Genomic DNA, 20,365 nt, shown 5'->3' with positions numbered 1-20,365 from the left:
CTTCTCACGAATGCTACCGGGATGCTCACCCCGTCGTTCCCATCACCCGCGCGATGTCACCGTGGTCTACTTGGCCAGCGACTTTTTCGTGTGCATCAGGCATCCGAGGAGAACGACGATGGGTCAGACGGCGAAGCTTCTCTCCCGGTGGCCGGTCTTCACCGTCGTCGCACTCGCGGTCGCGGCCCTGCTGCTCGGCGCATTCGGCGGCACCTACCAAGGCAAGCTCGGCGAGGTACAGAAGAACGACAACGCGTCGTACCTTCCGGGGTCGGCCGAATCCACCGTCGTCGCGAATGAGTCGACGGCATTCCTGTCGGTTCAATCCATCCCCGGATTCGTCCTGTTCGATCGTGATTCCGGACTGACCGACGACGACAAGCGCGCGATCGAGGACGCGCGTCGGCAGATCTCGGGCATCGACGGGGTCGACGGCAAGGGCATGACGCCTCCCCAGTACTCCGCGGACGGACAGACCGCCGCGCTCTACGTGCCGCTGGTGGCCAAGGCCGACGGCGTCGACGTCAGCGGCGACGCCCTGGCCGCCACCGAGGAAACCGTCGTCGACACTGCCCGCGGGGCCGTCCCCGACGGCGTCGACGTCCTTCCGGCCGGCCCCGGTGGCCTGCTCGTGGCGTTCATCGACGCGTTCGCCGGGCTCGACGGCGCCCTGCTCGGTGCGGCTCTCCTGGTCGTTGTGCTGATCCTGCTGGTGGTCTATCGCTCGCCCGTGCTCTGGGTCTTTCCGATCCTGTCGGCTGTGCTCGCGGTCGGGTTGGCGTCGGTGATCATCTACTACTTGGCCAAGCACGACGTCCTGACGCTGACGGGCCAGAGCCAGGGCATTCTCTTCGTCCTCGTGATCGGCGCGGGGACCGACTACGCGCTGCTGCTGATCGCGCGGTATCGAGAAGAACTACACGCGTATCCGAGCAGGTTCGACGCGATGGCCAGGGCGTGGAAGGAGTCGGCGCCCGCGATTCTCGCGTCGGCGGGAACGGTGATCATCGGCCTGCTGTGCCTGATGTTCTCCGAGTTGAACTCCAACAAGAGCCTCGGACCCGTCGCGGCGATCGGCATCGCGTGCACCGTCCTGGTGATGATGACGTTCCTGCCGGTCGCGCTGTCCCTGTGCGGCCGGTGGGTGTTCTGGCCCCGCCGCCCCGACGTCGACGACAGGACCGATCTCGCGACGCACGGGCTGTGGGGACGCGTCGCCGCCGCGGTCGAACGCAGACACCGGCCGGCTTGGATCGGCGCGACGGTTCTGCTTCTACTGTGCCTCGTGGGCATCACCAGCCTCGACACCGACGGCCTGACGACGACCGAGAACTTCACCAACGAGCCCGAGGCCGTCGTCGGTCAGCAGCTGTACACGTCGAAGTTCGACCCAGGCACCGGCGCGCCCGCAGTGATCGTCACCTCCCAGGATTCGGCCGACGACGTCATCCGTGCCGCAGAACGCACTCAGGGCGTTGCGCAGGAACCCGGATCCGTCTGTGTGCAAGTCGATTTCGCGAAGCTGGCCGATCTGATCGCGACGGTCGGTCCGGCGGCACTGGCCGGCCAGACGGGGTGTCCGCCCCCGTCTCTGCAGGTACAACCGGTCGACGGACGAATTCTGATCAACGCGACGCTCGCCGACGCGCCCGATTCCCCCGCGGCCTTGGACACCGTCGAACGACTGCGGGCGAATCTCCACGGGATCGACGAGACTCTCGTGGGCGGCAATTCGGCTGCGACGGTCGACGTGCAGGCGGCGTCGGTGCACGACCGCAATCTGATCATTCCCATCGTGCTCGTCGTCATCTTCGTCGTGCTGTCGATCCTGTTGCGCGCGTTGCTGATTCCGCTGATTCTCATCGCGACGGTCGTGCTGTCGTTCGCGGCGACCCTCGGCGTCAGCGGGTGGATGTTCTCGCACGTGTTCCACTTCGCGGGCGCGGACCAGTCGTTCCCGTTGTTCGCGTTCGTCTTTCTCGTCGCACTCGGCATCGACTACAACATCTTCCTGATGACGCGTGTGCGCGAGGAGACCCTCGGGCACGGCACGCGGCCCGGCATCCTTCGCGGACTCGCAGTGACGGGTGGGGTGATCACGTCTGCGGGCGTCGTCCTGGCGGCGACGTTCGCCGTGCTCGGGGTACTTCCGCTGGTCTTCCTGGCCGAGATCGGGTTCGCGGTGGCGTTCGGCGTTCTGCTGGACACCATCGTCGTGCGCAGCATTCTGGTGCCCGCGCTGTCCTACGACATCGGCCGGGCGATCTGGTGGCCGTCGGCGTTGGCTCGTCGCGCGCCGCCCTAGTCCTGGGATACACCACCAGAGGTTTCTTTGGACGTAGTGCTATGTCCCAATCGTCAAGAATTCACCCGAAAACCTCTGACGCAGTCTTCTTCGGTCCGGTATCAATACCTGTGGTTGAGCAGCACTGTCGGGCACAACCGGTTTGCACACTCCCTCCACCGAAACAAGGGGTTTTCCGAAATGGATCTCGCAACCTTCATCTCCAGCATTCTGTCCACCGGAAGCACCACGGGAAGCTCCGCTTCCGACATTCCTCTGATCGAGCTCCTCGGCGCCCTCGGATCGGGATCCGCTTCCTGATCCTGCACACCGAACGAAACAAGGCCCGGTCGACAGTGTCGACCGGGCCTTGTTCTGTGTGGTGGAGCTGAGGGGAATCGAACCCCTGACCTTCTCGATGCGAACGAGACGCGCTACCAACTGCGCCACAGCCCCTCGCGGTCGGTGAACCGCGCTGCGCAACAGTACCAAAGCACTGCTCGATCCACGAAACCCGGGGTTGCCTTCGTCGACGTAGCGACGGCACTCCTACCGGAATCACGCCCCCGATGCGCGGCGGATGTCGTCGTGCACCGGAGCGGACTGCTGGAACGGCTCCTCGTAGTGATCGAGGTGGTCGAATTGCGGGTCCTCGTCGTCGATTTCGAGAACGACGGCCCCTGGCCGACGCAGACGCTGCGGCACGAGCCTGAGTTCCTCGTCGGTGCGAGACTCCACGCCGAGGCGCGATCGACCCATTCGGTTCATACGTCGACGGCGGATCTCCTGTTCGATCTGCACCTGGCGACGGAGGTAGTACATGTATCCGGCGAGGGCGACGACGGTCAATCCGCACACCCACCACAACATCGACGAGACGATGACGGCCAGGGCCCCCGACGCGATGATCGCGAAAACCAGTCCGAGAACGGCACGTTGGCGGAACGAGTATCTGGCGGCCCGGGCGATCGCGTCGGCTTCGGGGTCGAATCCACCGCGTCCGCGGCGGTTCGGAACGTAGGCACGCTCGTCCACGTCGCCCCGATCGGTGTCCTCGGCTTCTGCGTGAGTGTCCATCGGGTCCTCCGCGTCGATTCTCGGTACGGTGCGCCCGAAGACGACGCTGGCGGGCGCCGACACTCGCTCGTCGTATTCGGGTCGCCAATCTGGGTCGCTCGCATGCCCTACGGCGGGACCGCGGGCGGGCTTCTTGCTGCCGCCGCGATGCAGAACCCGTGTGGCGAGCGCCGCGTCGGACGTCTGCATGATGCGCGGCCGCTTGCTCATCATCATCGGGAGCAGCACGAACAGCCAGATGGCGACCAGACCGATCCAGATGATCGAGTTGGGCATTCCGGCGTTCCTTCCTGTTCGTCGGCTGCGACAACGGTGACCTGATCAGGCTAGGCGGCTACACCGGCGGAACCGGGTAGACGCGCCGACCAGAACTACACTCACGTCACTTTAGTCACATCAGTCTCGAGCCTGCAGTGTCAGGCGGCGCCCAGTGGGCGTCGTGTCCCACTCGGGCGCCGCAGAGGTGGAATTCCTGACGACGCGGTCGCTGGTGGGACGTCAGGCCCAGGCAGCTCTGCCCGTGCGCACCAAGCGATCCGCGACGGTGGCCTGAACCTCGTCGACGGTCATCGCGACGAGAAGATGATCCCGCCACTGGCCGTCGACGTCGAGGTACCTGCGCAGCAGTCCTTCCTCGCGAAAGCCCACGTTGCGCAGTACGGCCTGGCTGGCCAGGTTCTCGGGACGCACCGTCGCTTCGACGCGGTGCAGTCCGACGGCACCGAAGCAATGGTCGAGCCCGAGCGCCAAAGCTGCTGTCGCAACGCCGCGCCCGTTGACTTCCTTGGCGACCCAGTACCCGATCCACGCCGAACGTAACGCGCCGCGCACGATGTTGCCGACGGTGATCTGTCCGCAGAACTCGCCGTCGATCTCGATGGCCATCGGGATCATGTGTCCCTTACGTGCTTCGGACTTCAGCCCGGAACACAATGCGGGCCACGACGAAATGTGGTGGCGCGCTTCCCACGAGCCCTCGCCGGTCGGTTCCCACGGCTCGAGGTGTTCGCGGTCGCCGAGCCGCAGGCGACTCCAGGCGGCCGCGTCGCGCAGACGTACGGGACGCACGGTGACGACGCCCGCAGCAACGGTGAGGGGTCCAAGTTTCGCGGGCCAACCAGGGTGGCTCGACCACGTGCGCGGCATCAGTCGATATTAGGCGTTCCGCCCACGTGCGCAGAAATGTATAGCCCGCTACACATTCGCGCGCACGTGCGACGCAGTCGCCTACCCCCGCTGCGCCAGGAAGGACACGTCCACTTCCTCGCCCGTACGCACTTCGGTGACGTCCGGGTCGATGACGACGAGACAGTTCGCTTCGGCGAGCGTCGCGAGCAGGTGCGACGACGCCCCGGGCGCCCCGCCGAGTGCTTGGACGAGATATTCGCCGGTGGCCTCGTCGCGCATGAGCTGTCCGCGGAGGAAGCCCTTGCGGTCCTCGATCGACGTGATGGGCGCGACGGTTCGCGCAGTGACGATGCGGCGCATTGGCTGTCGACGTCCGAGCGCGATTCGGATCAGTGGACGCACCATCACCTCGAACACGACGAGCGCGCTGACGGGGTTCGCGGGCAACAGAAACGTCGGCACTTCGTCGCGACCCAGTTGGCCGAAGCCCTGCACGGATCCGGGATGCATCGCGACGCGCTCGACTTCGAGATCGCCGAGGTCCGAGAGTGCTTCTCGGACACCGTCGGACGCGCCTCCGCCGACAGCGCCTGCGATGACGACGATCTCGGACCGGATCAACTGACCTTCGACGACCTCGCGCAGCCGCTTCGGATCGGTACTGACGATGCCGACGCGGTTGACGTCGGCACCGGCGTCACGGGCTGCTGCGGCGAGTGCATAGGAATTGACGTCGTAGACCTGGCCCGCGCCGGGCGTGCGATCGATGTCGACGAGCTCGCCGCCCACCGAGATGACCGACAGCCTCGGCCTCGGGTGCACGAGCACCTTGTCCCGGCCGACGGCGGCGAGCAGACCCACCTGCGCCGCACCGATGATGGTTCCCGACCGCACTGCGACGTCGCCGGGCTGGACGTCGTCACCGACCTTGCGGACGTAGTCGCCCGATCGCACCGGCCGGAACACCTTGACGCGCGCATGGCCGCCGTCGGTCCGATCGAGCGGCAGAACCGCGTCGGCGAGCGTGGGCAGCGGGGCGCCGGTGTCGACGCGCACTGCCTGACGCGGCTGCAACCGAATCGGTTGCCGCGAACCCGCGGTGACCTCGCCGACGACAGGCAACGTCAGGTCGATGCGCTCGTCGTCCTCGTTGCGCAGATCGGTGCCTGCGGCCGACACGTCGACGCTGCGGACCGCATAACCGTCGATTGCAGCCTGATCGAACCCGGGCAGCGGCCGCTCGGTGACCACTTCTTCCGCACAGAGGAGACCTTGCGCTTCGGAGATCGCCACCCGAACCGGTCGTGGAGCTACCGCCGCAGCGGTCACCCGGGTCTGCTGATCCTCAACCGAGCGCAATGTGGCCCTTCCTCTATCCGGTCATACGTCGGGCCTACTCGTAGCTGGTGAGCTGCGGCGCCCAATCGTCGCTCAGACGCTCGGTCAGCCACTCACGCAACGCAGGCCCGTAATCGTCACGTTCGAGAGCAAAGTCAACCGCAGCACGAAGATATCCCCCGGGATTTCCGAGGTCGTGTCGGGATCCTCGATGCACGACGACGTGAACCGGGTGGCCCTCGGAGATCAGCAGCGCGATGGCGTCGGTCAGCTGCAGCTCGCCGCCCGCGCCGGGCTCGATGCGTCGCAACGCGTCGAAGATGGCTCGATCGAGCAGGTAGCGACCCGCTGCGGCGAACAGCGACGGCGCCTCCTCGCGCTTCGGCTTCTCGACCATGCCGGTGACCTTGAGCACGTTGGGGTTGACGGCGTCCGGAACCGTCTCGACGGAGAAGACGCCGTACGACGAGACGTTCTCCTCGGGAACCTCGAACGCGCACAGCACAGTTCCGCCGCGCTTGGCACGCACGCGCGACATGACGTCGAGGACGCCGCGTGGGAGAACCAGGTCGTCGGGAAGCAGAACGGCGACGGCATCCTCGTCGTCGTCGAGGACTTCCTCGGCGCAGGCGACGGCGTGACCGAGTCCGAGGGGCTCGTTCTGCACGACGGATTGGACGTCGAGCAACGCGGGTGCGACGCGTACCTTCTCGAGCATCTTGAGCTTGCCGCTGGCCTCGAGCTTGGTTTCGAGAACGAGGTCTTCGACGAAGTGCGCGACGACGCCGTCCTTGCCCGGCGAGGTGACGATCACGAGGCGTCCGGCACCGGAGTCGGCGGCTTCACCGGCGACGAGTTCGATTCCCGGTGTGTCGACGACCGGCAGCAATTCTTTCGGAACCGTTTTCGTTGCAGGCAGAAAGCGAGTTCCCATTCCTGCTGCGGGAACGATCGCCGTCCGAAAATGGCGTGCTGCTGCTGTCGCGGCTTCTGTCATGCTGCCCACCCTATCCATGGTCCCTGCGGATCTGCTCCGCATGTTCTGACGCTTCCCTGCTTGCCTAAACTCGAATCCATGTCTCTGGAGACCCCGTGACGCCGATTTCGAAACAGGAATGGCGCAGCCGAATACTGGCCTCTCGCCGCACTGTCGAAGCCGACGTTCGCGTCGCAGAATCATTGAAACTTTGTCATGCCGCAGCCGATTCGGCGCGACGAACCACCGCGGTGGCGGCCTACGTGCCGGTCGGCAGCGAGCCCGGTTCAGTCGATCTGCTCGACGCGTTGCGCCGGGAATCGAATGAGGTTCTGGTGCCGGTCGCACGTGAACCTGGGCCGCTTCACTGGGCAGAGTACACAGGCCGAGACAGCCTCAGATCCGCTCGGTACGGATTGCTCGAACCGACCGGAGAAATACTGGACCCAGGGTCGGTGAGCAGGTGCGATGTCGTGTTCGTGCCCGCTCTGGCGGTCGATCTTCGGGGCGTTCGCTTGGGCCGGGGCGCGGGGTTCTACGACAGGACGCTCGACCTCGTCGGACCGGGCGTTCCGATCGTGGCGGTAGTCCGAGACGGGGAGTTGGTCGACGAATTGCCGGAGGAACCGCACGATCGTCGCGCGACGCATGCGCTCACGCCGTCGCGTGGACTCGTGACGTTGAGCAAGGAATAGCCGACCGAATCGCTGTGTTGGCAGTCTTGACTGTAGAGTGCTAATGCTCTTGCAGTTTTCAGCAGTTTTTCGGCACACCATGGTCTCGACCGAGTAAGGCGACGTCTCCTTGGTGACCAGTGGACCAGCGCGGAGGAACATCGATGCCCACCTATTCGTACGCCTGCACCGAGTGCGACAACCGATTCGACATCGTGCAGTCGTTCAGCGACGACTCGCTGACCGTCTGCCCGCAGTGCAGCGGCAAGCTGCGCAAGCTCTTCAACTCGGTCGGCATCGTGTTCAAGGGCAGCGGCTTCTACCGGACCGACAGCCGCGGCGGATCGAGCACGGCCAGCGAGAGTGCAGGCGAGTCCAAGAGCGACAAGTCGAGCACCAAGACCGAGTCGACGACGTCCACCAGCACTTCCTCGACATCGAGCACGTCGTCGAGTTCGTCCTCGTCGACGACGTCCACAGCTGCTGCCAGCTCGTAGATTTTCGGCTTTGTCCACAGGCCCCGGCTATCCACAGCCGGGGCCTGTGGCGGCTCTTGGGGGTCCGCTCCCCCGCTAGCGTGACGCCATGCCTCAGCGATCATCGCGACTCGACGCCACTCTGCTCGATCGGCTTCTGCTCCGACCTGGCTGGACTCGGACTGCGACGGCTCGTCGCATCGTCGCGGGATTACTCGCGCTCGTCGGGGTTGTCCTGTTCGTGAAAGACGCGTCCGCGAGCGATCGGGCGGCCGTCGTCGTCGCCGCTCGCGATCTCGCGCCGGGTGAGCCGCTGACCGAAGCCGACGTCCGTATCGCCGAATTCGACCCGAGTTCGACGCCGTCCGGCGCTCTCAGCAACATCGCCGACGCGACGGATCACACCGTCGCAGGTCCCATTCGTGCCGGCGAACCACTCACCGACGTCCGACTGCTCGGTTCCCGGCTCGCCGGGGCCGCGCTGGGCACAGCCGACGCCAGGATCGTTCCGATCCGACTCACCGACGCAGGCGTGACGGATCTGCTGCGTGAGGGCGACACCGTCGACGTCCTGACCGTCGGCAGCACCGAGGATCAGGCAGCACGGATTCTGGCGACGCGATCGGTCGTCGTACTCGTGTCACCGAAGGACGCCCGCGAACGCGGCAGCGATCGCGTCGTGCTGATCGCGATGCGTCCCGACGACGCGACGACCGTGGCCGCCGCGTCGTTGGTCAGCTCACTGACCGTGACACTGCACTGATCAGCCGATGCTGAAGGGCTGTCCCCACAGCGTGACGGTCGACGTCACGGTCGGCGTCTCGATGGTGACATCGACGTACGAGCGGGCTTCGGCGAACCCGGCACAGCCTGCGACGCTCAGCGTCTCGTCGGCGTAGGTGAATCCGCCGCCGTTGCCGTCGAACGAGAAGGAGTTGTCGACCTGGGTGGCGACGTCGACGCCGTCGATCGTGGCCGTGGTCTCGTCGCCGACCAGTTTGACGTCGTTCAGCTGACCGGGAGCGAGGTCGAGGTAGACGCCTGCACCGATGTTGTAGGTGTTCGGCTGGGTGCGGTCGATGCTGAGCGACAACGGGTTTCCGGGATCCATCTCCACGGTGTTGCCCTGTCCGAACGATGCGCCGGCGCCGCCGCCGATGCCTGCACCGAAGTCGACCTGGCATCCGACGAGGAATCCCGGCTCGATCTTTCCGCCTGTCGCGTTGGACGTCTCGACCGTGTAGTTACCCGTGACCCAGACGTTCCGCTGTGTCGGGGTCGCGCTCATCGACGGCGAGATGAGTCCGCTCTGGCCGAAGCCCTTGACCGTGACGGTCGTGCCGTCGATCAGGGTCTTGCTGATCTCGTTGTCCGGCAGCGGTACGAACGTGTCGGCGCTGGCCGCACCCGCGGACCAGAAACCGATAGCGACGGCACCCACCGCACCGACGGCTGCCATACGAACAGCCGCAGTCTTGTTGTTCTTCAACGTCTTTCCATCCCGTCGTGAGGTTCGTGCGAAGTCTGGGGAGCGCATCGATCAGCCGATGCTGAACGGCTGGCCGTACAGCGTGCCCTTGTAGCGGTAGTTTCCGGTCAGCTCGAGCGTGGTGTACGCACGAGCCTGTGCGTATCCGCCGCAGTTCTGCACGGAGATGCCGACGTCCTGGTACTGGATGGCCGTCGTGGGGCCGGTGACGTCCTTCGACGCGATCTCGACGGCTGCGACCTCACGGTCCTGCAGCGGGATGTTGAACTCCGCGCCGCCTTCGATGGTGTTCTCGGTCCAGCCGGCGCCGCCGATGAGGAACGGGATCGGGAACAGCGTGACGATGTTGGTGTTGCCGCCTTCGATGCCCGCGCCCGCTTCGAGGCCGAGTTCGAGGTCGGTCATGTCGAGCTGGCAGCCGACGAGGTAGCCGGTCTTCAGCGTGCCCGTCGAGCCTGCGGGGACCTCGGCGAGAGCGGTGCCCGTTGCCCATGCGTTGCGGTTCAGACCGTTGAACGCGATCTGCGGGGCGACCTTGGCGGACTCGTCGAACCGGGCGATCTTGTACGGACCCGCGACCTTCTCACCACCCGGCAGCGGGACGAAGGTTTCGGCATTGGCCGCACCCGGCGACATCAATCCGACGGCTACTGCCGCTGCCGCACCGATCGAGGCCAGGCGGCCGAACCTGCGCAGCGCCGACGAACGAGACTTTCCCATGGTTCCCCTTAAAAGCACGACTCCGACTACCTCGAACCGAGAAACGAGGCACATTCTCCCGGGGAAGGATACGGGACGAATGCCTCACAGTCATTGACAAGAGTCCATTAATTTTGCTGTATCCGGGAAATACATACATTTTCAAGCACCCTCACGTGGGCTAGCCTCGTGGGGAGCGTCAACATCTCGTCCGCACCATCGACATCCGGGAGGGTTCATGCTCAAGGGGTTCAAGGATTTTCTGCTTCGCGGAAACGTCGTCGACCTCGCCGTCGCAGTGGTCGTCGGTGCAGCGTTCACGGCCATCGTCACCGCGTTCACCAACAACATCGTCAACCCGCTCGTCGCAGCGATCGGCGGGTCGAACGAATACGGCTGGGGCTTCCAGATCACTTCCAGCCCAGAGACTTTCATCAACGTCGGCGCAGTCGTGACCGCGGCGATCAACTTCATCATCATCGCCGCCGTCGTCTACTTCGTCCTCATCCTTCCGGTCAACACCGCGAAGAAGCGCTTCGTCAGCCAGCCCGAGAAGGAACTGAGTGACGTCGACGTCCTCGTCCAGATCCGCGACATCCTGGCCGGCGGCACCGACGTCGGACGGAAACTGTCGACGCCCGCCGACGACACCGGCGGCAGCGGCGAGGCAATCGGCGACACCGACGGTTCGGCACCCAGCGGCCAGCACGCGAAGCCATAACTTTCGACGGAATCCAAAAAGCCCGCTTTCCCGTAATCACCGGGAAAGCGGGCTTTTCGTTCGGAATTCTTTGCTGCGGGGTTCAGTCGTCCTCTTCGATGCCGCATCGAACGCCCAGCAGAATGGTGAACTCGCCTTCGAAATTATTCTCGAAATCGGGGGGCCGCGTCGTCGGAGACTGACTCAAAACCGTGCACTCATCACCGCCGCCCACTCGCGTGCTCACAACGCCTTCGTAGTCGGCCACCGCCAGCACGCCGATTGCGTCATCGAGTTCCATACCGACGACGTACGGCGGCGGCCCGGTGGGCACAGCCTGTGCCACCCCGGTCGCGCCCAACGTCAGCAACCCTGCCGCCCCGATCACAAGAACACTTTTCTTCCACATCGCCGCCCCCTATAGTCGGTTTCCGCCTTCCAAACTTCGGGAAACCATCAAGTGTAATGCGGATCACACCACGCTGGAGGGGAAGCTCGCGTTTGCTAATGCCTTAGAACTTCTGCAGGGGAAACTCAGCCAGAGCGACTGCGGTGCCATCCGCTTCGCAAGCTGAGGCAACATCAGCTGAGTTATCGACAAACGCCTGCCCCGACTCGCTGTCCGGTTCGGTCAGCGCGAGTGAATCGGCCGGAAGAGCAGTCACCAAAGCCTGAATCTTCGCCTTGACGTCACCTTCGGCCTGGTCACCCAACGGCGCAAACTTCGCGACGGCAGCATTCTTGTCCGCGGTCCATGCGTCGACTTCGCCACCGGTCGGGCCGGCTTTGACCAGTTCGGTCAATTCGTCGTGTGCGGCAGCGAACTGCGTACACACGTCGGCATTGGCACCCGAACCCGAGCCACTACCCGAGTCGCTGCTGCAACCGGCGAGCGCGAGCAGAGCCGAAGCAGCTACTACAGGAATCAGTGTGAAGCGCATGAAGTCTCAGCCATTTCTCGCATGCTCGACGCCAACCCGCGTCGGCATGCGGTTTCGGAACAATAGTGGGGAACAAACAAATCGGGCCCGCCCGGAGAATTCCGGACGGGCCCGATCATAGCCAGCGCGTACGCGCGGGGTGAAGCTCAGATCAACCGATTGAGATCAGTTGAAGGTCCACGGGACACCGTAGGTGACAGCAACATCACCGGTGGAGCTGGTGACCGAGACGTACGGGCGAACGCGAACGTTACCGAGGATGCCGGTTGCGGTGCCGTGAGCGTTTGCAACCTGGATGGTGCCCGAAGCGCCAGCCGCGTCGCCTTCAGTTCCCTGAATGTTGCCCGATGCAGCGGTGGCGTCAACGATGCCAGGCCCCGGAGCGATCTCAAGCTCTGCAGTTGCCTGCGGGATCAGGTCGATGTTGCCGATGAGGCCAGTAACATCCTCGGCGTCGGGCGAGGTACCGAAACCAAGCGACAGGCTAGGCGTCGCCCACGACACGGACACAGAACCGCCGAGGCTGGCCGGGTAGCCAACCTGGTAACCGATGGCAACCGTGCCCTCGAAGTCGTCAGCGTCGGGTCCGGTAACTTCCCAGCCTGCAACGCCGTTGGCGAACCACTCACGGGTGAGCGGGTTGCCGTCCAGCGGAGGAACGCTGTTGAGGAACGTGTCGGACAGCGTCACGGTGATGGTGTTGCCGTTGGCGTCGACGACCGTGTTGGAGCTGTCGACTGCTGCGGACGCGGTACCCGTGCCGAGCACCAGGCCGGCAACCGAAGCGCCAGCGACAACCGTTGCTGCAATGGACTTCAGTCCACGGCTACGCCGCGGCTTCTGGATCTCCGTCATTTAAATCCTCATCATGTTCAGTCCCAAGCGCGTTCGCACGGGAAGCTTGTGGCTTGCACCCTCGAGGCCAGTCGGCATGGTGCCGAAGGTTCCCGAGCAGAACTAGATCCTGGGATCACGTTCGTAAGTAGTCCCGACACAAGGGCTCGGAGCGTGTGTTCCACGCCCTTGCTGCCGAAGCTGAGGGGAACATTAGAGGAGTTGCCGGATCGTGACAATCCCTACGATTGGGCGCCAAACATGGCCGAATCGTGATGTGTTTCCTGTGTGTGAACGGCTTTCACACCATACTTGCGGGTAACCTACGTCACACACAAGGCGTCGTTGCCGTTCCGTTACAAACCTCACTGTTAGTTGAAACGGCTCTGAAATGGGCAGACATAGCAGCGGACGAACCGGAAGCGGATCAATCGGTCTTCTGGGATGCACTTCCGCTCATCGTGATTCGAACCCGACAGCGCGGCACCGCGGGCGACGTCCCGCTAACACCAGGTAAACGTTCACCCAACACGGATGTGATTTACATTCCCAAATGTGTTGTGGATCACATCACAAGTGGTGCGGAGGACGCTCTCGATCGAACCAATCGTCCGTCGTGCCCTCGTCGCGGCGCGAGCGCTCATCGCTCGTGGTGTCGGGCAGAACGTCCCCGAAGATGCGAGCGAGCCGGGCCCGATCGATACGGGCCCGGCTCTCGTCGTTGTTCTTCTCTGTCATGTCAGGTGCGGTCAAGCATCGAGCCCGGACAGTTCTGCGATCACTTGGCTCGCCAGCGGGGTCAGGGTGGCCATCCCGTCGCGAATCGCCGCGCGCGACGACGCGAGATTCACGACGAGGGTGCTTCCCGACACTCCTACGAGCCCCCGAGACAGACCGGCATCCATCGCTCCAGCGGCAAGTCCGGACGAACGCAGCGCCTCGCTGATGCCAGGAATCTCACGGTCGAGTATCTCGGCGGTCACGTCCGGGGTGACGTCGCGCGGAGACACACCGGTGCCTCCGACCGACACGACGAGGTCGACCCCGCCGATCACCGCGGTGTTCAGAGCGTTGCGAACATCCACCTCATCCGACGTGACAGCCACGACTCCGTCCACCAGAAAACCTGCTTCGGTGAGGAGTTCCGTCACCAGCGGGCCGGTCGAATCCTGTCCATTACTGTGCGCGGTGCGGTCGTCGACGATCACGACCAACGCTCGGCCAGCCAGAGGGGTCTCGAGTTCCATACTGCTCACCGTAGTAGTAGCCCTCTGCTCGGTCTCACGCTGTGCGTAAATCGTTGCAACGGTCGCCAGGCGGTCGATGTCCGACAGCATCAGCGGCCTCCGGGGAAGCCAGGGATCTCGAACGGCGACTGCGAGCCCGAGGACGGCGTCTGCACCGACGCGGTCTGCGGCTCGGCAGTTCCCAGCGTCACGTCCACGGTCTTCTCGCTGCCACCTTCGGTGTAGGTGATCTTCACCGAGTCGCCGGGTGCGTGCGACCGCACGGCGGCAATGAGGGCGTCACCGCTCGAGACCACGCGGTCATCGACCTTGGTGATGACCGCGCCCTTCGGAATACCTGCCGACGCCGCCGGACCGCCGTCGGTGACCTCGACGACCGTCGCGCCGTTGGCGTCGTCCTGCGACGGGACCTGGACGCCGATCATGGCCTGCGTCGCCTTGCCGGTCGTGCTCAGCTCGTCGGCGATCCGCTTGGCCTGATCGACCGGGATCGCGAAGCCGAGGCCGATCGAACCGCTCTGCGTGCCAGAGGACTCGCTGCCGCCGAGCGTCGCGATGGCGGTGTTGATACCGATCAACTGACCGTCGGTGTTCACGAGCGCACCACCCGAGTTACCCGGGTTGATGGCTGCGTCGGTCTGGATCGCGTCGATGACCGAGTTCTGGTTGCCCGACTCGCCACTCGTCGACACCGGACGATTCAGCGAGGAGACGATGCCCGTGGTGACGGTTCCGGCGAGTCCGAGCGGAGAACCGATCGCGACGACCTGTTGTCCCACTTGCAGATTCGATGACGTCCCGAGCTCGATCGGCGTCAGATCGGTCTTGCCTTCGACCTTGATGACGGCCATGTCGGAGACCGCGTCGGCGCCGACGAGCGTTGCGTCGGCAATCGATCCGTCCGAGAAGGCCACGGTCAACTTGCCGTTGGCACCCGCACCCGTCGCCACGTGGTTGTTGGTGAGGATCAGGCCGTCGGACGACAGAATGACGCCGGAGCCCTCGCCCTCTGCTTGGCTGCCCTTGACCTGGATCTGCACGACGCTCGGCAGCACCTTGTTCGCGACGGCCTGGATCGAGCCGTCCGGAATGTTTGCGGCCGGCTGCGCTGCAGTGACAGTGGAGTTCAGCGAATTGGTGGCCGCGCCAGTGCCATTGGCACCATTGGTCGCCAAAGCGCCTACCGCACCGCCGATTCCGCCACCGACGAGAACCAGAGCGATTGCTCCGGCCACGAGAGTGGTGCGGCCCGGCCGACTCTTGACGGCTGCCGGGGCCTGCTGCGACGGCTGGTGATTCTGCGGCGCAGCGTGTTGCTGGTTGTAGCCGTAGTTCGGCTGCTGATAAGCGTTGTGGCCGTAGGCGGAATGACCGTATTGTCCGGCCTGCTGGCCGTACCCACCCTGCGGCGCGTGCTGCTGCGTCGGGAACTGCTGGGTCGAATTCTGCTGTGCCGAATTCTGTTGGGTCGGATGCTGCTGCGTCGACTCGGAGTCGTTCTGCTCGGAGTCTCTACGATCGTCGGTCATCGGCTTGTCGCTTCTTTCAGTAGAAACCTCGCCCTGAGAACGAGGTCGCCCGCCTTGTTAACGACTACTTTGCCGTGCGGGACTGAGAGCGCGCTGAGACAGAGCTATCAGTTTGCCGAGACTGTTCCAGACGGGTCGATACCACTTTCACCAGGCAAGACGACCCGAATCAGAGCCCCACCACGGTCCGAGACCTCGACGCCGATAGTCCCACCGTGCTTGATGACGACCTGACGCACGATCGCGAGTCCCAGCCCGGAGCCCGGCATCGAGCGAGACGCCGTCGAACGGTAGAAGCGCTCGAACACCAGCTCGCGGTCTTCTTCCGGAATGCCCGGGCCCGCGTCGTCGACGGTCAATTCCATGAGCCCATTGCCGATCTGACGCATGATGACGCGCACTTCACCGCCACTGGGACTCCATTTGGCCGCATTGTCCAGAATATTCAGTACGGCGCGTGACAGTCCCGCCTGATCGCCGTACACGAACCACGGTTCGAGGACGGCTTTGAACTCGATCTCGTTGCGGCGACGTCGCGCACGCTCGAGACTGCGTTCGACGGCGTCGGCAAGATCGACCCGCTCGAACACCGTCTCGGGCGCATCCTCACGGGCCAGGTCGACGAGATCGCCGACGAGCGTCGACAATTCCTGAATCTGTGCGACGACGTCGGATCGCAGTTCTGCCATGTCTTCGTCCGGAATCGACGGCGCCCCAGGACGTCCCGACGCGATCAGCAGCTCCATGTTCGTGCGCAGCGACGTCAACGGCGTCCGGAGTTCGTGACCGGCGTCGGCGACGAGACGGCTTTGCCTCCCGCGGGATTCGGCCAGAGCCCGAAGCATCGTGTTGAAACTCTCGGTGAGCCGGGCCAATTCGTCGTCGCCGGTTACTGGAATAGGCGTCAAGTCGTCGGTACGCGCGACGCGTTCGGCGGCCGCGGTCAGTCGCGCGATCGGCCTCAGACCTGTTCTGCCGACGGCCATTCCCGCCCCTGCTGCGAGTACGACACCGCAGCCACCCACGATGAGCAGAACCCACGCGAGCCGGTCGAGCACTTGTCCTGTGGGAGAGAGTCTTTGGGCGATGACGATCGCGCTGCCGTCCATCGCACGCTGACTGAGAACGCGTTGTCCGTCGACCGTGCGCAGCGAACTGTCGACCTTGCCCTCGGCGACGGCGATCTCGTCCTCGCCGATCGGCACCTTCGAGCCAGGCGGGACGTACTTGGTGAGGTCCGGGAAGATCAGTGCGACGGACACATCGGTGCTGTACAGCGTCGCACCGGCCACATACCGCGGGTCGAACGTGACGACGTTGCTGTTGATCAACGCGTCTGCGCGACTCCGCAATTGGTTGTCGACGTCGCCGTACAGGGCGCGGGACACCACCGCGTAGGCCGCGATCGCCATCACCGCGACGGCGATGGCCACCACCGACGCCGCGAGGAGCGTCACGCGCCAACGCAGCGACACCGACCGGGTCAACGGCATCGGGGGACGCATCGACGAGTCGGTGGTGAGTGGGCCAGGAGGCCGTCGAGCGAAAGGAGCGACCATCACGGAGGCGTTTCGCGGAGAACGTATCCGACACCACGGACAGTGTGGATCAGGCGCGGCTCACCGTCGGCCTCGGTCTTGCGACGCAGATACCCCACGTACACCTCGAGCGCATTGCCCGACGTCGGGAAGTCGTAGCCCCACACCTCTTCGAGGATGCGGCTGCGCGTCAGAACCCGACGTGGGTTCATCATGAGCATCTCCATCAGGGAGAACTCGGTGCGGGTCAGGCTGATCGACCGACCGCCGCGTGTGACTTCGCGCGTCACCGGGTCCAGCGAGAGGTCGGCGAATTCCATCGCTTCCGATTCTTCGCCTGCTTCCATCGCCGTGCGACGAAGAAGGGCGCGGAGTCGCGCGAGAAGTTCTTCGAGCGCGAAAGGCTTCGGCAGATAGTCGTCGGCACCCGCGTCGAGGCCTGCCACGCGCTCGGACACCGAGTCGCGGGCGGTTAGGACGAGGATCGGAAGGTCGTCGCCGGTGCTGCGCAGCCGGCGGCACACTTCGAGGCCGTCGAGGCGGGGCATCATGACGTCGAGAACCAACGCGTCGGGGCGAGCCGCCGCGATCTTCTCGAGTGCATCCAAGCCGTCGACAGCGAGTTCGACCGTGTAACCGTTGAAGGTGAGGGACCGCCGAAGCGAGTCTCGGACGGCTCGATCGTCGTCGACAACCAGGATGCGCATCGTTACAGTTTGGCCCGACGGACTGAGATATGTCTGAGAGGGTCCTAGTCTTCGGCGGGCAAACGTCGGGCAATGGGTAGATTCCAGCGTCGCCACAGCGCAAGAAGGCGCAGGCCGGTCGCGATGACGGTCCCCGCGATCAGTCCGATGTTCACGGGCCACCCGAAGCCCACGACGGCCGCTACCGTCGTCGAGCCGAGCAACGCGGGCACCGCATAGAGGTCGCGACGAAGCAACAACGGAACCTCGTTGACCAGGACGTCACGGATGACGCCACCGGCGACGGCCGTCGTCGCACCGATGAGGCAGGCAGCCAGTGAGCTGCCGCCGGTGTCGAGGGCGATCGTTGCACCCGTCGACGCGAACAGGCCCATTCCGAATGCGTCGAAGATCAGGACGCCTCGACGTACCCGGCTCATGGCGGGATGCGCGACGAACACCAGTAGCGACGACGCCAACGCCACCGCGATGTTGGGCCACTGGTCGAGCGACGTCGGCGGATGAATGCCCAGTAGAAGGTCGCGGATGATGCCGCCGCCGATGCCCGTCGTGATGCCGACGACGCACACGCCGAACAGGTCCAGGCGTTTCCGGACACCGATCAACGCACCGGAGGCCGCGAACGCGGCGATACCGACAGAACCGAGGACATCTACGAGCACGGGGTAATGGTCGCACTTGATTCGGCCGTGACCTCCGGGAGTCGATCGGTATGGGCTTGGTACCTCGAACGCTGCCGGCCGTCCCAGGTGCAGATGACGATGGGGACATGAGAACTTCGATGAGAAAGGTAGTGGCGGGTGTGGTGGTCGCGGGAGCCGTATCGTTCGGTGCGGCCGGGGTCGCACAGGCTGGTGAGCTGATCCGGGTACCCAACGTGACGGGGATGTCGGTGTTCGGTGCGACGGAAAGACTCAGCGAGGCCGGTTTCGACAATGTGATCGCCAGCTCCCCCGATGCGACAGGTCTGGTCGCCGGTACGACGCCCCGAGCTGGAACCTTGGCCGACGAGGACACGACGGTGATCTTGTTGGTACCGAGCGACTGAGAGCTGCCGTCGTTGGCCATAGTGGTCGTTCAGGGCCGGATGCGGCTTATCGGCCGACTACGTCATGGAACCGCGCCGCCTGCCTCTGCGTCTAAACCCTCGACAGCGACGAGGGGGGCCGATGCGAAAACAGTGGGCGGTGATCGCTGCTGTTACCTTTTTGACCGCCGGATGTGGGAGCGGCGTAGATGGGGTCGAGGTCACGGGGGTCCCTCAGGAGCGTTGGGATCCCTGCAGCATCCCCGCAGACGCCATCGCGGGGACGGGGTTGGATCCGGCCAGCCAGAAAACGTGGTCCGATGGTGTGGTCGTTGACGACTGGACCATGTGCGCTTGGCGGGGCCCGATTAGCACACCTTGGTACTTCTTCAGTGTGCGATTCTCAAATGACTACACTCTCGACGATGCCCGTGCGGACTCGACATACTCAGACGTTATCGACGTAGCTGTGCAAGAGCGACAGGCAGTTCGCTACCAAACGAACATCCGTGGTCAGCCTGAGAACTGCAACCTTGCAATGGCATCGGTAGACGGAACAATCAAAACCTCGGTCGATGTCATAGGCAGCGAGCGCGCAAAGCTCGACCCATGCACGGTACTGCTCGCGCATGCAACTGACCTGTTGGCCTCCTTCCCGCCCCATACGAGATGAGCCGCAATGAATTCAGTGGGTCCCGCTGTCGCATATTGGAATTCGCTATCAGAAGCCGCGGAGTCCGGGCAACTGTACTTGTCGCCAGAGGCGGCTCGAAAGTGTGATTACGCGTGCACCGACTTCCTCTCCAAGCTCTCCGACCACCAACTTGAAGCGGGTCTGCTAGCAGACGTGAAGGGGCTCGGCAGCCTTCCATCCGGAATTAGTCTTGCGACACGTTTCTCCGAGAAAGCAGCAGGCGGCCCGAACAACCTTGTCGACGTGCTGCAAAGTCACATCGACGTTGTCATGGCCATGCAAGCGGTATTCAGGAAGTTCTTTACCGACACTGCAGATACCGATCGGGAGAACGCGTCGGGAATCTCGGCGCAGGGCCCGAGGTAGCTCCGCTCCCGGCTATGAACGACCGGGGCACCGCAGGCTCATGCGAAACTCGAATTCTCACTCGATGCATGGGCTGAGGATTGGGAATCGGGGTGAGGATTCGACCCGCCCCACCCCCCGCGCACCTTCCAGCCGGCGCGCACGTTGCAACCCGCGCAGTCACTGCAACCTGCGCGCTTGGGGGGGCGGCTACAGCTCTTGCAGCCGAACGGTCCCGTCGTCGGCGATGGAGAAGCCCGGGTTGTGGCAGATTTCCCACAGCACACCGTTCGGGTCGGAAAAATGCCCGTGATACCCACCGAATGCCGCTTGCTGGGGCGGCTTCACCAGCGTCGCGCCGGCCTTGACAGCGCGGTCGACGATCTCGTCGACCTCGGCGGGACCGTCGACGTTATGCGACAACGTCAACCCGCTGACCTTGGCCGGGCCGCCATCGTGCCCGAGGTCCTCCGTGAACCTCTGCGCGTCGAACAACCCCATGACCAGCCCTGGGCCGATCTGAAAGAACAGGATTTCGCCGGGGACGTCCAACAGGGCGGTCCAGCCGAGGCCATCGCGGTAGAAGGCGCGGGCAGCGTCGAGGTCAGGGGTCGCAAGCGTCGTGAAGTGAATGCGCTGATCCATCCACCCATTCTGACGGC

Annotated in this window: 24 protein-coding genes and 1 tRNA gene; 8 read left to right on the top strand and 17 right to left on the bottom strand. The window is 64.4% G+C overall.

What is annotated here, in order from left to right; all coding sequences use genetic code 11:
- Positions 1-118: 118 nt before the first annotated feature.
- Entirely contained in the window at positions 119-2,305 is a 2,187-nt protein-coding gene (locus A3K89_RS07845; protein ID WP_068423916.1) for an MMPL family transporter, read from the top strand.
- A gap of 359 nt (positions 2,306-2,664) precedes the next feature.
- Here the strand turns inward: A3K89_RS07845 and A3K89_RS07840 are convergent.
- From A3K89_RS07840 to A3K89_RS07820, 5 genes are all read right to left on the bottom strand, one after another.
- Positions 2,665-2,740 (bottom strand) — tRNA-Ala (locus A3K89_RS07840).
- Positions 2,741-2,842: 102 nt separating this feature from the next.
- The gene (gene sepX / locus A3K89_RS07835) at positions 2,843-3,637 is read right to left on the bottom strand and encodes a divisome protein SepX/GlpR (RefSeq protein ID WP_068423914.1); all 795 of its coding nucleotides are present in this window, start codon (positions 3,635-3,637) and stop codon (positions 2,843-2,845) included.
- 222 nt (positions 3,638-3,859) lie between these two features.
- A complete protein-coding gene (locus A3K89_RS07830) occupies positions 3,860-4,507 on the bottom strand; it encodes a GNAT family N-acetyltransferase (RefSeq protein WP_068423912.1) in 648 nt (215 codons plus the stop codon).
- An 81-nt stretch (positions 4,508-4,588) separates the two neighbouring features.
- The gene (gene glp, locus A3K89_RS07825; protein ID WP_068423910.1) at positions 4,589-5,848 is read right to left on the bottom strand and encodes a molybdotransferase-like divisome protein Glp; all 1,260 of its coding nucleotides are present in this window, start codon (positions 5,846-5,848) and stop codon (positions 4,589-4,591) included.
- A gap of 34 nt (positions 5,849-5,882) precedes the next feature.
- Positions 5,883-6,824: a UTP--glucose-1-phosphate uridylyltransferase gene (locus A3K89_RS07820; RefSeq protein ID WP_068424029.1), complete on the bottom strand. Its 942-nt coding sequence runs from the start codon at positions 6,822-6,824 to the stop codon at positions 5,883-5,885.
- Positions 6,825-6,928: 104 nt separating this feature from the next.
- Here A3K89_RS07820 and A3K89_RS07815 point away from each other — a divergent pair, with 104 nt between their 5' ends.
- The 3 genes from A3K89_RS07815 (at position 6,929) to A3K89_RS07810 (ending at position 8,716) form a co-directional block, all read left to right on the top strand.
- Positions 6,929-7,498, top strand: coding sequence for a 5-formyltetrahydrofolate cyclo-ligase (locus A3K89_RS07815; protein WP_068424027.1), 570 nt, complete (start codon positions 6,929-6,931; stop codon positions 7,496-7,498).
- A gap of 143 nt (positions 7,499-7,641) precedes the next feature.
- Entirely contained in the window at positions 7,642-7,974 is a 333-nt protein-coding gene (locus A3K89_RS25355) for an FmdB family zinc ribbon protein (RefSeq protein WP_084423665.1), read from the top strand.
- 88 nt (positions 7,975-8,062) lie between these two features.
- Positions 8,063-8,716, top strand: coding sequence for an SAF domain-containing protein (locus A3K89_RS07810; protein WP_068423908.1), 654 nt, complete (start codon positions 8,063-8,065; stop codon positions 8,714-8,716).
- Here the strand turns inward: A3K89_RS07810 and A3K89_RS07805 are convergent, their stop codons facing one another.
- Entirely contained in the window at positions 8,717-9,442 is a 726-nt protein-coding gene (locus A3K89_RS07805) for an MspA family porin (protein ID WP_084423658.1), read from the bottom strand.
- Positions 9,443-9,493: 51 nt separating this feature from the next.
- Positions 9,494-10,162 (bottom strand): MspA family porin, encoded by a 669-nt coding sequence (locus A3K89_RS07800; protein ID WP_068423904.1) that lies wholly within the window; start codon positions 10,160-10,162, stop codon positions 9,494-9,496.
- 217 nt (positions 10,163-10,379) lie between these two features.
- On the opposite strand from A3K89_RS07800, the gene mscL reads away from it, so the two are divergent.
- Entirely contained in the window at positions 10,380-10,862 is a 483-nt protein-coding gene (gene mscL / locus A3K89_RS07795; RefSeq protein ID WP_068423902.1) for a large conductance mechanosensitive channel protein MscL, read from the top strand.
- Positions 10,863-10,944: 82 nt separating this feature from the next.
- Here the strand turns inward: mscL and A3K89_RS07790 are convergent, their stop codons facing one another.
- The 9 genes from A3K89_RS07790 to A3K89_RS07755 all read right to left on the bottom strand — a co-directional run bounded on the left by A3K89_RS07790 (position 10,945) and on the right by A3K89_RS07755 (position 18,299).
- Entirely contained in the window at positions 10,945-11,229 is a 285-nt protein-coding gene (locus tag A3K89_RS07790; protein ID WP_157105270.1) for a hypothetical protein, read from the bottom strand.
- A gap of 124 nt (positions 11,230-11,353) precedes the next feature.
- Complete coding sequence (locus A3K89_RS07785) at positions 11,354-11,782, bottom strand: hypothetical protein (RefSeq protein WP_068423898.1); 429 nt, start codon at positions 11,780-11,782, stop codon at positions 11,354-11,356.
- A gap of 165 nt (positions 11,783-11,947) precedes the next feature.
- Positions 11,948-12,637 carry an MspA family porin gene (locus A3K89_RS07780; RefSeq protein ID WP_084423657.1) on the bottom strand — a complete coding sequence of 230 codons (690 nt, stop codon included), beginning with the start codon at positions 12,635-12,637 and terminating at the stop codon, positions 11,948-11,950.
- A 549-nt stretch (positions 12,638-13,186) separates the two neighbouring features.
- Entirely contained in the window at positions 13,187-13,354 is a 168-nt protein-coding gene (locus A3K89_RS25950; RefSeq protein WP_167674253.1) for a hypothetical protein, read from the bottom strand.
- Positions 13,355-13,365: 11 nt separating this feature from the next.
- A complete protein-coding gene (locus A3K89_RS07775; protein WP_206031301.1) occupies positions 13,366-13,863 on the bottom strand; it encodes a MogA/MoaB family molybdenum cofactor biosynthesis protein in 498 nt (165 codons plus the stop codon).
- An 89-nt stretch (positions 13,864-13,952) separates the two neighbouring features.
- Positions 13,953-15,392, bottom strand: a complete 1,440-nt coding sequence (locus A3K89_RS07770; RefSeq protein ID WP_084423656.1) for a S1C family serine protease — start codon at positions 15,390-15,392, stop codon at positions 13,953-13,955.
- Between the two features lie 107 nt (positions 15,393-15,499).
- Positions 15,500-16,951 (bottom strand): HAMP domain-containing sensor histidine kinase, encoded by a 1,452-nt coding sequence (locus A3K89_RS07765; RefSeq protein WP_068423896.1) that lies wholly within the window; start codon positions 16,949-16,951, stop codon positions 15,500-15,502.
- Complete coding sequence (locus A3K89_RS07760) at positions 16,951-17,637, bottom strand: response regulator transcription factor (RefSeq protein WP_068423894.1); 687 nt, start codon at positions 17,635-17,637, stop codon at positions 16,951-16,953. The genes A3K89_RS07765 and A3K89_RS07760 overlap by 1 nt, the downstream gene beginning before the upstream one ends.
- 44 nt (positions 17,638-17,681) lie before the next feature.
- The gene (locus A3K89_RS07755) at positions 17,682-18,299 is read right to left on the bottom strand and encodes a trimeric intracellular cation channel family protein (protein WP_068423892.1); all 618 of its coding nucleotides are present in this window, start codon (positions 18,297-18,299) and stop codon (positions 17,682-17,684) included.
- A gap of 119 nt (positions 18,300-18,418) precedes the next feature.
- Between A3K89_RS07755 and A3K89_RS07750 the strand changes: the two genes are divergently transcribed.
- From A3K89_RS07750 to A3K89_RS07740, 3 genes are all read left to right on the top strand, one after another.
- Entirely contained in the window at positions 18,419-18,685 is a 267-nt protein-coding gene (locus A3K89_RS07750; protein WP_167674251.1) for a PASTA domain-containing protein, read from the top strand.
- 64 nt (positions 18,686-18,749) lie between these two features.
- Positions 18,750-19,337, top strand: coding sequence for a DUF3558 family protein (locus A3K89_RS26695; protein WP_084423654.1), 588 nt, complete (start codon positions 18,750-18,752; stop codon positions 19,335-19,337).
- A gap of 6 nt (positions 19,338-19,343) precedes the next feature.
- On the top strand, positions 19,344-19,724 hold the full coding sequence (locus tag A3K89_RS07740) for a hypothetical protein (RefSeq protein ID WP_068423886.1): 381 nt from the start codon (positions 19,344-19,346) through the stop codon (positions 19,722-19,724).
- A 189-nt stretch (positions 19,725-19,913) separates the two neighbouring features.
- Here the strand turns inward: A3K89_RS07740 and A3K89_RS07735 are convergent, their stop codons facing one another.
- Positions 19,914-20,348: a VOC family protein gene (locus A3K89_RS07735; RefSeq protein WP_068424019.1), complete on the bottom strand. Its 435-nt coding sequence runs from the start codon at positions 20,346-20,348 to the stop codon at positions 19,914-19,916.
- Between the last annotated feature and the right edge of the window lie 17 nt (positions 20,349-20,365).

It is taken from the genome of Rhodococcoides kyotonense (assembly GCF_001645385.1).
In the GTDB taxonomy this organism is placed as follows: domain Bacteria; phylum Actinomycetota; class Actinomycetes; order Mycobacteriales; family Mycobacteriaceae; genus Rhodococcoides; species Rhodococcoides kyotonensis_B.
This window is presented reverse-complemented; position numbering and strand designations above follow the sequence as displayed.

Coding starts and splice junctions, on each gene's coding strand:
- A3K89_RS07760 (WP_068423894.1), bottom strand. CDS start 17,637: ATGCGCATCCTGGTTGTCGACGACGATCGAGCCGTCCGAGACTCGCTT.
- A3K89_RS07810 (WP_068423908.1), top strand. CDS start 8,063: ATGCCTCAGCGATCATCGCGACTCGACGCCACTCTGCTCGATCGGCTT.
- A3K89_RS07770 (WP_084423656.1), bottom strand. CDS start 15,392: ATGACCGACGATCGTAGAGACTCCGAGCAGAACGACTCCGAGTCGACG.
- mscL (WP_068423902.1), top strand. CDS start 10,380: ATGCTCAAGGGGTTCAAGGATTTTCTGCTTCGCGGAAACGTCGTCGAC.
- A3K89_RS25355 (WP_084423665.1), top strand. CDS start 7,642: ATGCCCACCTATTCGTACGCCTGCACCGAGTGCGACAACCGATTCGAC.
- sepX (WP_068423914.1), bottom strand. CDS start 3,637: ATGCCCAACTCGATCATCTGGATCGGTCTGGTCGCCATCTGGCTGTTC.
- A3K89_RS07735 (WP_068424019.1), bottom strand. CDS start 20,348: ATGGATCAGCGCATTCACTTCACGACGCTTGCGACCCCTGACCTCGAC.
- A3K89_RS07800 (WP_068423904.1), bottom strand. CDS start 10,162: ATGGGAAAGTCTCGTTCGTCGGCGCTGCGCAGGTTCGGCCGCCTGGCC.
- A3K89_RS07740 (WP_068423886.1), top strand. CDS start 19,344: ATGAATTCAGTGGGTCCCGCTGTCGCATATTGGAATTCGCTATCAGAA.
- A3K89_RS26695 (WP_084423654.1), top strand. CDS start 18,750: ATGGAACCGCGCCGCCTGCCTCTGCGTCTAAACCCTCGACAGCGACGA.
- A3K89_RS25950 (WP_167674253.1), bottom strand. CDS start 13,354: ATGACAGAGAAGAACAACGACGAGAGCCGGGCCCGTATCGATCGGGCC.
- A3K89_RS07820 (WP_068424029.1), bottom strand. CDS start 6,824: ATGACAGAAGCCGCGACAGCAGCAGCACGCCATTTTCGGACGGCGATC.
- A3K89_RS07775 (WP_206031301.1), bottom strand. CDS start 13,863: ATGGAACTCGAGACCCCTCTGGCTGGCCGAGCGTTGGTCGTGATCGTC.
- A3K89_RS07845 (WP_068423916.1), top strand. CDS start 119: ATGGGTCAGACGGCGAAGCTTCTCTCCCGGTGGCCGGTCTTCACCGTC.
- A3K89_RS07780 (WP_084423657.1), bottom strand. CDS start 12,637: ATGACGGAGATCCAGAAGCCGCGGCGTAGCCGTGGACTGAAGTCCATT.
- A3K89_RS07765 (WP_068423896.1), bottom strand. CDS start 16,951: ATGGTCGCTCCTTTCGCTCGACGGCCTCCTGGCCCACTCACCACCGAC.
- A3K89_RS07785 (WP_068423898.1), bottom strand. CDS start 11,782: ATGCGCTTCACACTGATTCCTGTAGTAGCTGCTTCGGCTCTGCTCGCG.
- A3K89_RS07750 (WP_167674251.1), top strand. CDS start 18,419: ATGAGAAAGGTAGTGGCGGGTGTGGTGGTCGCGGGAGCCGTATCGTTC.
- A3K89_RS07830 (WP_068423912.1), bottom strand. CDS start 4,507: ATGCCGCGCACGTGGTCGAGCCACCCTGGTTGGCCCGCGAAACTTGGA.